At 71.8% G+C, this 13529-nt stretch carries 13 protein-coding genes and 1 rRNA gene; 1 reads left to right on the top strand and 13 read right to left on the bottom strand.

Annotated elements, in window-relative coordinates:
• Window positions 1-31 precede the first annotated feature (31 nt).
• From ASF53_RS15945 to ASF53_RS15885, 13 genes are all read right to left on the bottom strand, one after another.
• The gene (locus tag ASF53_RS15945; RefSeq protein ID WP_056200339.1) at window positions 32-1021 is read right to left on the bottom strand and encodes a hypothetical protein; all 990 of its coding nucleotides are present in this window, start codon (window positions 1019-1021) and stop codon (window positions 32-34) included.
• Window positions 1018-1362, bottom strand: a complete 345-nt coding sequence (locus ASF53_RS15940; protein ID WP_056200336.1) for a hypothetical protein — start codon at window positions 1360-1362, stop codon at window positions 1018-1020. The genes ASF53_RS15945 and ASF53_RS15940 overlap by 4 nt, the downstream gene beginning before the upstream one ends.
• Window positions 1363-1376: 14 nt before the next feature.
• On the bottom strand, window positions 1377-2333 hold the full coding sequence (locus ASF53_RS15935; RefSeq protein ID WP_286134490.1) for a hypothetical protein: 957 nt from the start codon (window positions 2331-2333) through the stop codon (window positions 1377-1379).
• Window positions 2334-2371: 38 nt separating this feature from the next.
• The gene (locus ASF53_RS15930; protein ID WP_286134489.1) at window positions 2372-3235 is read right to left on the bottom strand and encodes an OmpA family protein; all 864 of its coding nucleotides are present in this window, start codon (window positions 3233-3235) and stop codon (window positions 2372-2374) included.
• A gap of 106 nt (window positions 3236-3341) precedes the next feature.
• Window positions 3342-3767 carry a type II toxin-antitoxin system VapC family toxin gene (locus ASF53_RS15925; RefSeq protein WP_056200329.1) on the bottom strand — a complete coding sequence of 142 codons (426 nt, stop codon included), beginning with the start codon at window positions 3765-3767 and terminating at the stop codon, window positions 3342-3344.
• A complete protein-coding gene (locus ASF53_RS15920) occupies window positions 3764-4021 on the bottom strand; it encodes a FitA-like ribbon-helix-helix domain-containing protein (RefSeq protein WP_056200956.1) in 258 nt (85 codons plus the stop codon). The genes ASF53_RS15925 and ASF53_RS15920 overlap by 4 nt, the downstream gene beginning before the upstream one ends.
• A gap of 79 nt (window positions 4022-4100) precedes the next feature.
• Window positions 4101-5141 carry a trypsin-like serine peptidase gene (locus tag ASF53_RS15915; protein ID WP_286134488.1) on the bottom strand — a complete coding sequence of 347 codons (1041 nt, stop codon included), beginning with the start codon at window positions 5139-5141 and terminating at the stop codon, window positions 4101-4103.
• Window positions 5142-5157: 16 nt separating this feature from the next.
• On the bottom strand, window positions 5158-6336 hold the full coding sequence (locus ASF53_RS15910) for a hypothetical protein (protein ID WP_056200325.1): 1179 nt from the start codon (window positions 6334-6336) through the stop codon (window positions 5158-5160).
• A gap of 34 nt (window positions 6337-6370) precedes the next feature.
• Window positions 6371-6874 (bottom strand): hypothetical protein, encoded by a 504-nt coding sequence (locus tag ASF53_RS15905; protein WP_056200323.1) that lies wholly within the window; start codon window positions 6872-6874, stop codon window positions 6371-6373.
• A complete protein-coding gene (locus tag ASF53_RS15900) occupies window positions 6871-8262 on the bottom strand; it encodes a hypothetical protein (RefSeq protein ID WP_056200321.1) in 1392 nt (463 codons plus the stop codon). Before ASF53_RS15900 ends, ASF53_RS15905 begins: the two co-directional genes overlap by 4 nt.
• Window positions 8263-8494: 232 nt before the next feature.
• Complete coding sequence (locus ASF53_RS15895) at window positions 8495-9826, bottom strand: hypothetical protein (RefSeq protein WP_056200316.1); 1332 nt, start codon at window positions 9824-9826, stop codon at window positions 8495-8497.
• Complete coding sequence (locus ASF53_RS15890; RefSeq protein WP_056200312.1) at window positions 9823-11913, bottom strand: caspase family protein; 2091 nt, start codon at window positions 11911-11913, stop codon at window positions 9823-9825. The genes ASF53_RS15895 and ASF53_RS15890 overlap by 4 nt, the downstream gene beginning before the upstream one ends.
• A gap of 289 nt (window positions 11914-12202) precedes the next feature.
• Window positions 12203-12463 (bottom strand): hypothetical protein, encoded by a 261-nt coding sequence (locus ASF53_RS15885; RefSeq protein WP_056200307.1) that lies wholly within the window; start codon window positions 12461-12463, stop codon window positions 12203-12205.
• 957 nt (window positions 12464-13420) lie between these two features.
• Between ASF53_RS15885 and ASF53_RS15880 the strand changes: the two genes are divergently transcribed.
• A 16S ribosomal RNA gene (locus ASF53_RS15880) occupies window positions 13421-13529 on the top strand; the annotation flags it as partial.

The following is a 13529-nucleotide window of genomic DNA, read 5'->3' as shown; positions in this document are numbered from 1 at the left end:
CGATGCGAACGGGGGATCGCGGCACGAAGGCTCAGCGCATCGCGACCGAAGCGGCGACGCGCTCGGCGCGGGCCAGCGCGTCGGCTCGGCCGGCATCGGCGAAGCCGATCACGCGCATGTAGCGCCCGCCTTCGAACACCACCGTCTGGGTCATGCCGAGCGTCCGCCCGGTCCTGGTATCGGTGCCGGTGCCGCGCAGGCGCACCACCACGGCGTCGCCGCGGGTGCTGCGCGCCTCGTCGGTGATCGCCACGTCCTTTAGATCCTTCTGCGCGGTGAAGATCCGGCGGGAATAGGCGACCTCCGCCCCCGCCGGCACCGGCGCCTGACCCAGCGAGGGCGCGACGATGATCACCGGCTGCTCGCGCTCGGGATCGACGTCCTTCGGTCCCTCCGTCAGGATGAGGCCGTTGCCGGCGAACACCCCCATCGGGCGGAAGCCGGCGGTGTCGCCGACGCTGTAGGGAAGGGAAGCGACCTGATCGGCGAGGCTCGCCTTGGGCCTGAACGCGATCGTGCGCAGGGCCGCCTCGACAGCCGGGGCCGGCACCTGCTTGGCGGCCGTCTCGGGCACCTGCACGGTGACGAGGCCGGTGCCGGGGGCGCCGCGCACCACGGCGACCCACTTGGTGTAGGTGAGTCCGTTAGCGCCCTGCGTCCCGCGCAGGACGAAGCCCTCGCCGCCCGCCACGGTCAGCGGCTCAGGGCCGCCCTTCACCCGGAAGCCGGAGGGCGCCAGGGCCTCGGGGGTGAACTTCCCGTTGATCTGGTTCCAGGCCTCCGGCGGCATCTCCACGAGGACGATCGAGGCGCCGGAGCGGTGCTCGAACCCCGAAAAGCTCGCGGCCGGCTTCATGCCCGGTGGCGGCGCGAGGCCGAGCGAGCCGGCGGGCGGGAAGACCGGTTCGGCCGCGAGGACCGGCACGGAGGATGCCATCAGCCCGGCGAGCAGGCCGCGCCGGGCCCACCGGCCGGGAACGAGGCCGGCGAGGAAGCGGCACAGCGGGTTGCGATCGGTCATGGGGTTTCTCCGAAGGCGGCGTGCAGAAGCGCGTCGAGGGTCTCGGCGGCGGGGGCGTCCGGGCCGCAGCGCCCTTCGCGGATCTGCGTGGCGCCGGGCCCGAACCGATAGAGTTCGAACCGGTCGTCGTGGATCTCGATCTCAATGGCCGGCCATGTGAGGCACAGCGTCGGCCAGTAGCCGGGCTGGACGGCGTCGGGTGCCGGCCAGCGCCCGGCTGCGTGGGCGACGAGGCCGTGGGCGTGCGCGATGGTCTGCACCGGGATCGCCGCCTCGGCGGCGACGCGCTCGACTGCGGCCCCGATGCGCTGCCAGCCCGCCTGCGAGGCTGCCTCGGCCATGTCCGGCGCCGGGGTCAACGGGTGGCGACGCGGCTGACGACGAAGGTGTTGCCGGAGAACTGGACCTGCCCCGGCGCGCTCATATGCTCCAGCATCAGGCGCAGGTTGCGGCCGAGCCGTGCCGAGTCGGAGCGGGTCTCGTACCAATACTCGGCGGTAGCGCCGGAGGCGCGCACGGGGCGGTGGTGCTCGTAGCAGCGGAAGGCGGCCATGTACTCCTCCGCCGCCTGCACCTCCTGGGCTGAGAATCCGCTGAGGCGCACGACATAGGCCGTCGGCAGGCCACCGCAGGATTCCCCCGTCGCCGCGGGCGGGGGCTCGGCGCCGGCCAAAGCGTTCGGAAGGGTGTTGGCGGGTGCACCGGCATCGGCGCCGCGGCGGGGGGCGATCACGCCGTCGAGCTTGGCCGTGAGCGCGGTGGCGACGTCGGCGGCGATGCTTTTGGCCTCGGCGCCCACCCGTTCGAGCAGGCATTCCCGGTCGCAGCCCTGGGGCAGGGGCGGGAGTTGCAGCCCCGCCACCTCGAAGGCGCCGAGCGATTGCCCGGTGCGCACGTTGAGGAGCCGGCCGGGAATGCGCACCTCCGGCCGCACGATGTCGGAATAGCCCGATTTCGAGGCCGCGGCGTAGACTTGGAACACCGCCACCACGTCGAGCGGCGGATTCTGGACCGCGCGGGCAACCTCGATCAGCTCCGCGTCGCGGCGGCGGACCCGGTTGGCCTGGGTGATCCCCATCGCCACCGCGGTCTCGTCGTAGACGTTGTAGCCGCGCAGGTTCATCGTCTCGGAGAGTTCGGCGATCACCCGCTGGAAGATGCGGTTGCCGCGGGGCACCGAATCCTCGTCGGCATCCTCGCCCATCACGACGATGTTGGGCCGGGTCTGCGCCGCCACCGGCACGGCGAGGCCGATAAGGGCGCCGCCGATCAGGGCGAAGGTGGCGAGCGTTCGGGCGGGTGCGCGCAGCATCGGAAGCATCCTGTGTGTCGGCGGTGATGTCGCGAGGGTCATTCGGTGCAGGGCAGCGGCGTCGGCGCTGCGCTAAAATCGTCGAGGTCGAGCGGGGCGTGGCGGCGGGGATCGTCGAGCCCGCCCGCCCCGCAGCCCTCCGCGGCGGCGGGCAGGATGAAGCGCAGGGCGCCGCTTCGCGCCGGCGCGATCAGGCTGACCTCGACCCGCCGGTTGATTCGCGCGAAGGGCTGAGCCGGATCCTTCGGCCGGGACGGGCCCCAGCCATGGATGCGCAGGCGGCTCGGATCGATGCCGTAGGCCTCGGCGAGATGGGCCTTCACCGCCCGGGCGCGGGCGAGCGACAGGCGCCGGTTGTAGCCCAGCCCGCCGGCCGCATCGGTGTGCCCGGCAATGAGGAAGCCGTGGCCGGCCAGATCGCGGGATTGCAGCGCTTGGCCCAGCGGTTCGAGCTGAACCCGCGCCTCCGGCGTCAGGCGGGCGCTGTCGTAGGCGAAGAACACGGTGAGATCGACCGAGCGGGCGGGATCGACCCGCAGGCTCGGGCCGCCATCGCCGGGGGAGACCGCGACCGGCGCGGCGGGACGGCCCGGATTGCCGTCGGCGAAGGGGGCGAGCGAGCGGATGATCGCGTTCGCGGACGGGTTCACCGCCCCGGCCTCGGCCTGCTCGGCGGCCTCGTCACGGGCCGGCGGCGCCTCCGCCTCGGCGGCGGGCGGGCGGGTGCCCGGCACCTCGGTCAGCGGGTTGGCGTGGGCAGGTGCAAGGGCGAGGATCGCGCCCGCCGCCAGCATCACACCGAGACACCGCCGCCATGCCGGCGCGGCGCTCCCGGCCGTTCCGCCTGCGCCGCGCGCCGGCCCGGCTGTCCCCTCGATGGCCTCCATGGCGTTCGTCTCCATCTCACAGGCCTTGCCGCGGCCCCGTCCCACTCATCCCTGGATCGCGCAGAACGGTTTTTGCCGTCTGCTCACGAAAAAAGCGCGAACGCGTGAGGTGGCGCCCCGGTTAGCCCCCGGCCCGCCACGGATCGATAACGCTGATTCCGGCGGCCTCGAATGGGCTCGTATCCCGCGTCGCGACGCTGAAGCCCCGGACTGCGGCGGCTGCGGCGATCGTGCCGTCCGCCATGCCGATGGCTTTTCCCGCGGCGCGGGCACGGGCCATGAAGTCGGCGTAGTGTCGCGACGCGTCGAGATCGAACGGCAGCACGCGGCCGGCGAAAGCGGAAAGAACCTCGCGCTCCAGCCGATCCTGAAAGATGTCCCGCCTTTTGCCCGGAGGCATCATCGCCAGACCGAAGCGGAGTTCGGCGACGGTGACGGCGGTGAGATAGAGGGTCTCGATCGCTTGCGCATCGACCCAGGCCACGACGTTGGGATCGGGCACGGCCCGCCACAACTCGGACAGGACATTGGTGTCGAGGACGATCACTCGAACCGTATCGGTTCGGGCGGCACCCTGTCGCGGATCCGATCGAACGCTTGCACTTCGGTCTCGCTCAGGCCGCCGGCCTCGCGGGCGATGGCGGACAGGAGCGTGCCGAGCTTCAGCCGGCCCTCTGGCTTGGCCGCCTGCTCGAGAATGGCGCGGATTTCGGCCTCGGTGCTGCGCCCGTGCTGCGCGGCGCGGCTGCGCAACGCGCGGTGCACTTCGTCGGGCACGTTGCGGATGGTGATCGACGCCAGCGGCTGCACTCCGTGGAACGACGAGAGTGCCATCATCCTAGCCGAGTGCCATCATATCGCAACTGCGCAGGGTGCCGCCTCAGCGCCCGCGCAGGATCGCGTTCATGCCCGCAGGGTCGAGCGGCCCGTCGGCGGGCGGGGCGGCGGGTTTGGCGGAGGGCGCCGTGCTCGCTTTGGGCGGCGTGTCTCCGGCGGGCGAGGCGGCGGCGACCGGTCGGCCCTGGCCGGCGGCGATCTCGGCGAGGATGGGGCTGCGCCCGAGGATGGCCGAAAGGCGCGTGGCCTTGTTGAAGCTCGACGGGTCTTTGGGGTCGAGGCCCCCCTCCTTATGCAGGGCGATGCCTGCAACGGAGGCGTCGAACATCAGCGAGCCGGAGGAGCCGCCGAGCGTGTCGCAGCGGTGGCGCAGATCCGGCCCCTCGGCCTGATCCGTCATCGCGAAGCAGCGGAAGCGGCTCATCACCTTGGGCCGCCCGAGGGGGTGGTGGATCACGAGCATCGAGCGGTTGCCCACCACCGCCTCGCCCGAGAGGCGGACGGTGCCGTAGGTGGCACTCGGATTTCCGGCGACGCGGGCCAGCGCGTAATCGAGGCGGGCATCGTGCTCGACCGGCTTCGAATCGATCTCGAAGCGGCGCGCGCCTTTGCCGTCCAGCGTCAGGAAATCCATCAGGATCGAGGCCTTGACCGGCGTGAGGTCGCCCGATTGCGGCAGGCAATGGTGGTTGGTCAGCACGTAATCGCCGGGCAGCAGCGCCCCGGTGCAGGAGGCGCCGACCTGCTGGCCGGTGCGGGTGTTGCGCAGAACGATGTCGACGCGGCCGATCGGCCGGGCCAGCGCGGCGAGCCCGTCCGTCGGGTCGAGTTCACTGATCGGCTCGAAGGCGCCCTTGTTCTGATCGACATAGGCCGCCGCGTCGCCGGTCGTCTGGCGAAGCGGAAGCTGCGCCCGGCCGTAATCGGCAGGGTCGAAGCCGACGCTCTGGGCCCGCGCGGGCCCCGCTGCGCAGAGGGCGATCAGCAGGCCGGCGGCCCGGCGTCTCCAGCGGATTGGGGTCATCGTCTCCCTCCTCTGCGTCAGCATCGTCGGCGCGCGGCTCTCGGCAGGGTCGAACATCATCGGGGCGGCTCCGCCATCAGCGCGTCAGAGCGTGGACGATCCGGCCGCCGGGCCGGGCGGCACCCGGCTCCGGTCGAGCCTGGACCGCGTAGACGAGGTTCTGTCGGCTGCCCTCGCGCAGGAAGTAGCCTTGCGCGCCGTCCGCGAGCCGAACCGGGGGGAGGGCGGCGGCGCGCAGCTCCGGCCCGATTTCGAGCCGCAGCCCCGGTGCCGCCGCGATGGCAAGCCCGCACAGCTCGGGCACGAGCCGGGTCGGCGCGAGGCGGTCTCCGCTCTCCGGCGTGACGGGACGGCGCTCGGGCTGCTCGGCACCGAAGGCCACGCGGCGGCAGGACGAGCCGGGCGGCGCCCGCAATTCCTCCACGCGGATCGCGGCCGGCGCCTCGGCCGGGGGAGGGGAGGGCGGTGCGATCTCGGCCACAGGAGCGGCCACGGGAGCGGGTTCCACCGATGCGGTGCCGGCCGCCGGGTCGTTCCCCGAACCGACGACCGGAGCCTGCCGGGCCCCGAGGGCGAAGAACCCGCCGAGCGCGACGAGGACGACGGCCGCGGCGGCGCCCGCCGGCAGGGCGAGACGGCGGGCGCGTCGCTGCGGCTCCGATGCGTTCATCTGGTTTGGCTGGGTCAGTGCCTCGACCGCCGCCTGTACGGTCTCGCCCGGCAGGAGGCGGGGCGCCTCTTTCCGCCCGAGGGCGTGGAAGGCCGCCGCGGCCGGTTCCCGCTCCGGACCCTCCGGCAGCAGAACCGCGAGGGGCACGTCCGGCGCCTCGGCGAGCAGGGTGCGGGAGCGCTCGATCTTGTCGAGAAGCGCGTAATCGCCGGGCAGCACCGCGAGGTCGAGATCGACGGCCCCGGTCGCCCAGAGGATCAGGTCGGCCTCTGCCGGCTCCGCGACGAAGCGGTGGCCGCGGGCGGCGAGGCCGTGGGCGAGACAGACCGGCACCTCCCAGGAGCGGCCGGCATCGAACGAGCCCGACAGGCGCAGTTCGTGCGGTCCGCCCGCCTCACCGCCGAGCCGGGCGACGGGACCGCCCGGTGCGCAGAGCCGGGCATAATCCGCCGACCAGGGCAGGGGGCGGTAGTCACCGTCGGCGAAGGCGGCGGGCGCCGGCAGGCCGGGGCGCGGGTTCAACGACCGCAGACGGAGCGGCCCCCGCGTGGTCGGGATCACGACGAGGATCGCGAGCCCGGTCATGCGCGCGTGATCCGCTGGGGCACGACCGGTCTCGTCACAACAGGAACACCGCGCAGGCCGGGTCGCGCAGCATCCGGCCGAGTTGGTCGGCCTCCGGCACGGATGGATCGAGGGCGAGCAGGATCGCGCCATCGACCGGCGAGCCAAGGTCGAGCCGCACCGTCTCGTCGCCGAGCCACGCCTCGATCCGCCGCGGCATTCCCCCATCCGGTCCGCGCAGGATCAGGAGCGGCGGCGTGCCCTCCAGGATTTCCAGCGCGAACGGGCCGACCCGGCGCCGCGTCAGCCCTCCGTCCGAGGCCGCCGCGGCGAGGGGCGCGTAGGCCACGGCTTGCGCGCCGAGCAGGGTGCGGTAGCGCCGCGCGGTCTCGGGATCGGAGCGGATCGCCCGGACCACCGCGAGATCGACGGGGCCGCCGGGCTCCCGGTTGGCATGGGCCCAAAGGGCAGCGTGGCCCGGCCGGAGCGCAGGCGCCTGCGCCCGTATCAGCGCGCGGGCGGCGTGGAGTTCGGCGAGCAGTCGGGCGTCGTCGCTCACGCCGCCGCCTCCTCGGCATAGGCTGCCGCGAAGGCCGCCGCGAAAACGGAGCGATCCGCCGCGAAGGCCGCGTCGAGCGGGCGCTGCCGGGCGAGGCCCGCGAGCGCTCGTTCGAGCCGGGCGGCCTCTTCGGTGAGGCGCAGGAGCGCGGCTTGCGCGGCGGCAAAGCCCGCATTGAGGGCGGCGCGGTCCTCGAAGCCGGCCCGGCGCACCCGGCGCAGATCCGCTTCCGCCGCATCCAGCGCGGCACGCACCTCCGGGGTGAGCCCGTCGCGCTCGGCGATGCGCAGGGCCGCCGCGATGCGCAGCATCCGCGCGAGATGGGCGGCGAGCGCGACGGCCCGCTCTTGCAACGACGTGTAGCTCTCAGCCTCGACACAGGTCGCCCGCTCGGTAACGTCGGCCCCGCCGCCGCCTCGGCGCAGGCGGTTGGCGATGCCCGATTGCACCCGCCCGAAGCTCGCCGCCCGCAAAGTCGTTAGCGGCCGGGTGCGGTGGAACGGCTCCAGGCGCAGGAAGTCGGCCAGATCCTCGCGCTCGGCCCCGGTGAGGATTTTTGGGCCCTCCGGCCAATCGGCGAGCAGGGCCGCCAGGGCCTCGGCCGGTTCGGCGGCAGCAAGATCGCCGAGTGCCGCGTCGAGCCGTTCCTCCCAACCCGCATGTGCGTCGAGGGAGACCGGCGCGGACAGCCCGTCCAGGCCGCCCACCAGATGCGCGCCCGCCTCGAAGGTCACGAAATGCTCGGCGATTGTGCGAAAGCCCGGCCGCTCGCCCGCCTCCATCTCATTGCGCCAGAAGGCGAGGATGTCGTCGTCGCTAAAATTTTTGCGCCCCCCCAGGAAGCCGAGGATCGCGCGGAAGCGGCGCTCCAGCGGTGCCAGCGGCAGGTGGGCGTTGCGGTAGGCGGAGAGATGGCGGGCGAGGCGCTTTGCCAGAAACGCGGCGCCCTCGGCATCGGGTGCGGCGGCGAGCTCGTCGAGCCAGCCCGTGACGGCGGCGAACTGCGCCAGATCCTCGGCCGTCAGCACGAACTCGGCCAAAGCGAGCAGCCGCGCGAGGCCGGCCCAGCTCGTGCGCCACACCTCGCCGAAGACCGGACCGCGGGCATCGGCCGCCACGGTCTCGGCGAAGCGCGCCGAGACCGTGGCGGCGGTGGCGAGGCCGGGATCGAGTGCCAGGGTGACGAGGTCACGCCCGTTCTGCGCACCCGTTGCCTGGGCCAGGGCGGTGAGCGCGTGGGCGAGGTCCCAGAGCGGCTTGTCGCGGTTCGGGCGCACGGCGCCGGTGACGACTCGGGCGAGCCAAGCGCGATCCTCGCGGGAGAGGTCGCGGCCGTCGCAGACGGCGGCCAGATCGGCCGCACAGCGCTCGTCGTATCCGCCGATCATGCGCCTCCTCGGAGCATCGGCGCGGGCCGGCGGCTGCCGGCATCCGGGCCGATGCGCGCGCACGGCGTGCGCCGCGAGCGGGCGCCCGACGTGATGAACCGGCGCGCATCGCCGTATCGATAGCCCGAGCCCGAACATCCGTCACCCTCCCGCGCCGCTCGGGGCATCGCTTCCCTCATGGGACGCGCAGAGCGGAATCGGCGGGTGTTCGGAGGAGCAGGGAGACGCCGCGTCACCGCACCACGATCCGCGCGGTCGCCTCGGTGATGCCGGGCGTCGCCCGGATCTTCTCGAGGAGATCGAGCACGTCGGGGGGCTGGAGCAGTTTCGCTTCGCCCTCCGCGCCCGGCGCCGCCGCGAGCCAGCGCGCGGCGAGTTCCGGCGGCAGACCGCCTTCGACGCCGAAACAGGCGAACAGGTTCTCGAACGGCTCGCCCGCCACGATTTCGTCGAGGCCGTAGCCGCGCGGGTAGCGCTTCGCCTCGCCGGGTTTGAGCGGCGCGGCGGAGGCGGCGTTGCCGCGCACCGGTAGGGCGACGAAGGCGGTCTCGTCGGGCGCGACCACCCAGCAATAGAGATTCTGCCGGGCGCGGGCCTCGATGCGCATTTCCAGGCGCTGCCCGGCCGTGAACGGGGTGGCGGTGGCCGCGACCGTGAGGCGCCCGGCATCGGTGCGGGCGGTGGCCGCCAGATGGTCGAGGAAGGGCCGCGTGGTCGGATCACAGCCGAGCCCCTCGATGCCGATGCGCCGCCGCCCGGTCGGGGCGAGCACCGCGCCGTCGCGCTGGAATTCCAGCTCCATCCAGGATTGCCGGCTCTGATCGGTGAGGAAGCGCCCGCGCGCGGTGATTGCGCCGGAGCAGGCGGTGCCGGGCGGGCGGCGGCGCACATCGAGCCGCGCGCCCTTCAGGATGCGGTTGGCCGAGCGCGCCTCGGCGTCGAGGGCGATGACGAGGCGATCGGTCAGCGCGCCGGCGCAGGTCGAGTGGCCCCCCTCCGCCACGAAGGGACAGACCTCGATGGCGTTCGCATGCGGCGCGGCCCCGGCGAAGGCCTTCACCGCGCCCTCCATCACCGCGTCGATGTCGGCGACGCCGGCCCCGACGCGGATCGGCAGGATCAGCGGCTCGCTCGTCGCCTTGCAGGCGGCGTTGCGGGTGATCGCCTGAAGCCGCAGGGCCGCGGTCTCGCCGGCCCGGCGCGGCTCCACCAGGAACACGCTCGCATCGCCCGAGAAGGCCGCGCGGATCTGCGCCTCGGCCCCCGCCCCCGACAATCCGGTGGTGCCCTCGCGCAGGGCCTTGATCCGCGCCACGTCGGCGGCGGCGGCGAGCCGCACACGACCCGTCGCCTGGAGCCGGCTCTCGACCGCGAGGCGCACCTCCTCGGCCTGCTCGCGCGAGAGCGCCGTCTGACCCGGCTCGACGCCGACCACGGCCAGCGTCAGGTCGGGCCGCCCGGCGCAGGCCGCCAACGCATCGAGGAAAGGCTTGAGCGTGGCGGTCGTCGGATCGGCGCGGGCGACCGCGGGGAGAAGCAGCAGGGCGGCGAGGAGGAGCCTCATTCCGCCTCGTTCGCCCGGGCGTACTGATCGAGGGCGCGGACGAAGACGGGGTTGAAGCGGCCATCGAGGGCGCCCGAGTAGTAATCCGCTTCCTTGACCGTGCGCTGCACGGTGCGGATCGTCTCCGGCTTCAGCTTCTGCGCCGCCGTGTCGGTGGCCGAGACCGAGGCCGCGCCGAGTTCGCCCCGCTTCAGCGCCCGCAGCACCATGTCGGTGGAGCGCACGCCCGGAAAGTAGCGGCCGAAACCGTTGTCGATCAGCGTCGCCATCGTCGCCATGGCGACGGGATCGCCCTTATCGGCCGCCTGCCGGAACAGGTCGAAACCCTGGCGCAGATCCTTCGGGAAGCCATAGGCGCCGGTGGCGTAATGCGGCACCAGCTTCGAGATCGAGGGCACGTCGCCGCCTTCCACCGCGCGCTTGTAGAGCGCGACCGCCTCCGCCTCGTTCTTGGGGATGCCGTTGCCGTATTCGAGCATCCGCGCGGCGTTGGCGAGCGCCACCACGTTGCCGCCTTCGCCCGCCTGCCGGTAGAGCCGGAAGGCCTCGGCCTGCCCGCGCTTCACCCCCTGGCCGTTCTCGTAGAGCGTGGCGAGGTTGTTCATCGCCGAGACGCTGCCGGCCTTGGCCGCCCGGTCATAGGCGGCAAACGCTTCTTTGGAGCGGTCGGCCCGGTCATAGGCGCGGCCGAGCTGGTAGCTGAGGCGGCGCAGTTGCGGATAAGCAGCCGACGCCCCGCGGCAGGCTTCGATGGCGGCGGAGGCCTCGATCCGCCCGAGTTTCACCCCCGGCACGCCGTTCGGCCGGTCGGGATCATCGGTGCCGGCGGCGAGCTCATCGCAAAGCTTCACCCGCGGATCGGTGCTCGGATTGGCGCCACCGAGATAGCCCTCCGCGAGGCTGCGATAGGCGCACGTATCGCCGCAGGAATCGAGATAAGCTTGATACTGCCGTTGCGCGCCGAACTTGGCCCAGTTCTCCTGGTCGATCGCCGCCGCATCGCGCTTGCGGCCGGCAAGCAGCCGGTCCATCGCCTGCGAGCGGTAGGCGCAGGCCTCGCCGCAGGTGCCGACATAGGCTTCAAAAGCCTCGCGGGTGCCGAGGCTTTCCGCCCGGCGCCACGCCGCCTCGTCGCGGATTGCCGCGACGCCACCGGCCACCGCCGCGACGGGAAGCGAGGCCTTCACCACGATCGGCGCGTCGTCGATCTCCGGCACCTGCTCCCGGCCCGAGGCGCGCCGCGCCGCCTCCTCGACCTCGCGACGCAGATAGCCTTTCAGCTCCGGCCACTGAACCAGCCCATCGCCGTTGCCGGCTCCATCCTTGGCGTCGGCCAGGCCCGAAACGCCCATCAGGAAGCGGCTCGTCATCAGGCCGAGCTTGTTCGTCTCGTCCCAGTTCGCAGGCGTCGCGCCCGAAGTGGCGACGAGGCGCACGATGCCGCTCTCCGCCTTCGGCCGGGCCGGGGCAAAGCCCGGCGCTGAGACCGCAAGCAGGCTCTCGCCCTTGCGGCCCGTCTCGCCGGTGAAGCAGGCATCGACCATCACCACGAGCTGGCGCTCGGGCCCGATCTTGCGCTTCACGAGGTCGAGGTTGCGGTAGAGGGTTTCGAGGGAATAGCCGCTCTCGCCCTGGTTCGGGTTGCCGTCTTCGGGAAGCAGGAAGGGTTGCCGCGTCGTCAGGTCCGGCACGCCGTGGCCGGAATAGTACACGAACACGTTCGAGCGGCCTTCGCGCGCGGTGCGCCAGAGCCGGCCCGATTGCGGATTGCGCTCGGTGCCGAAGACTTGGTTGAACTCGTTGAGCGTCGCGTCCTTCAGGATGAAGACGTTGCTGTCGCGGTAGCCCAAGCGCTCGATGAGATAGGCGCGGATCGCCTCGGCGTCGTTGTGGGCATAATCGACCGGCACCGTCTGCTTGTAGCTGCGGTTGCCGATCACCACCGCGACCGAGTCGGCGTTGTCGCCGAAGGGCGCCGCCTCGGGCGCCGCTTGGGCCCACGCGGGGAGGGCGAGGCAGGCGGCCAGGAGGAGCGCGGCTCCACGGAGAAATCGGCGCGCAGCGATCACCGGGGCCTGTCTCGGCATGCGGATCGTCCTCCTCTCGGTTCGCGGACCGAGGCTGTCATCCTTGGAGCGGGGCGCGCCCGCTCTCGGACGCCGCCCAGGGGTAGCCGCTCGGTGTCTGGGAAACAATGTCGCCCGGTAGGCCCGTCCGCCCCTCCGAGGCGAGCGGTCCCGCGCACCGGATGACGGATGGGGCCGGCCTCGAGACAGGTCCGGCATCGCGGCGCTCAGCCCCCGGCAAACAGCGTGAGGATGAGGCCGAGGGCGGCGAGGTGGAGCGGTGAGATTGCAGCCAGCATCGCAGCACTCCCTACGGCAGGTAGAGGCCGCGGCCGCAGCGGCGCAGGCGGCGGGCCTCGACATAGCCGGTATAGCGGTTGAACACCTCGACGGTGCGGTAGACGCAGTACCGGCCTGAATTGCGCCCGTTGTAGTAGACGCCGCCATTGTCGAGATCGACGCCGAGGAATTCCTGGTTGGCAGGTTGCGGGGCTGTCTCCTGGGCGAGGGCCGAGGGGGCGGCGCCGAAAAGGCCGGCACTGACGAGCACGAAGATCATCACCTTGTTCATGTCGCATCTCCCTGATCGGGGCGGCTTCCATCCGCCCTCGCCAGGGGCATGGAAGCGTCAGAGCGATTTTCGCGGAGGCTCGGCTCAAAAAAATCGCAGATCCTTCGTTTGCGAGGCGGCAGACATCGATGGGCCGGGCGCGGAGCGGACACCGACAACGCACGCAACAACGTCGTTCGCGGCCAACCTGGAACGGGCGCTCGCATCGACCGTGTCTGGAGGAGGATACCGCGCATGCGGAGGGCCTCTGCAGCCCGTTCCGCAGCCCCGTAGCGGGCGTTTTCGATTTCCCTGCGTTTTTCCGATTGACGCCTCGTGTGACGCCCCTTATACCCAATTTCACCGACGGGGCGCCGCGGTCCACCGCTTGGTGGCCGAGAGCTTCGACGGTCTTCGGGATTGTTGGTGAGCGGAGCTGATCCGGGTGACTGGATCGGGCGATCGCTGTCCTTCTGGTTCCGGGGTGTCGGTTGATCCGGGTGCTGTGGCGCTTGACTGGGTCGGTTGACAGAACGGTTCGCCGGCTCTAGACGCCGCGGACYGCCGGCGCCGGGTGATCCCGCGCTGCGGACTTCATCGNGCTGTGGCGCTTGACTGGGTCGGTTGACAGAACGGTTCGCCGGCTCTAGACGCCGCGGACYGCCGGCGCCGGGTGATCCCGCGCTGCGGACTTCATCGCTGAAGGGTGGGCTGGAKGKGCCGGGCAACCGGGCTGCTGGCGCGTCTTTGGCGAAGGGTTRGACCTTCGGGTGTGACCGCTGCTATTTGACAAGTGAATCATACGAGAAAGAGAAACGCGGGCGGCTTATTTACGTCCTTGCGGGTCTGGCGAGAGCTGGACCGTAAGAGATGAAGCTGGACCGACGTTTCGGAAGCTCACCGTGCTTTGAGCGGAAACGCTTGAAGCTACGGATGTGAGCACTCCGTTTATGTTGTGATCAGCTGAGATCAACTCTTCAACTTGAGAGTTTGATCCTGGCTCAGAGCGAACGCTGGCGGCAGGCTTAACACATGCAAGTCGAACGGGCAYCTTCGGRTGTCAGTGGCAGACGGGTGAGTAACACGT

It is taken from the genome of Methylobacterium sp. Leaf123 (assembly GCF_001423405.1).
GTDB lineage: Bacteria > Pseudomonadota > Alphaproteobacteria > Rhizobiales > Beijerinckiaceae > Methylobacterium.
Note: the sequence above shows the minus strand (reverse complement) of the source record. Positions and strands in the feature narration are given on the sequence as shown.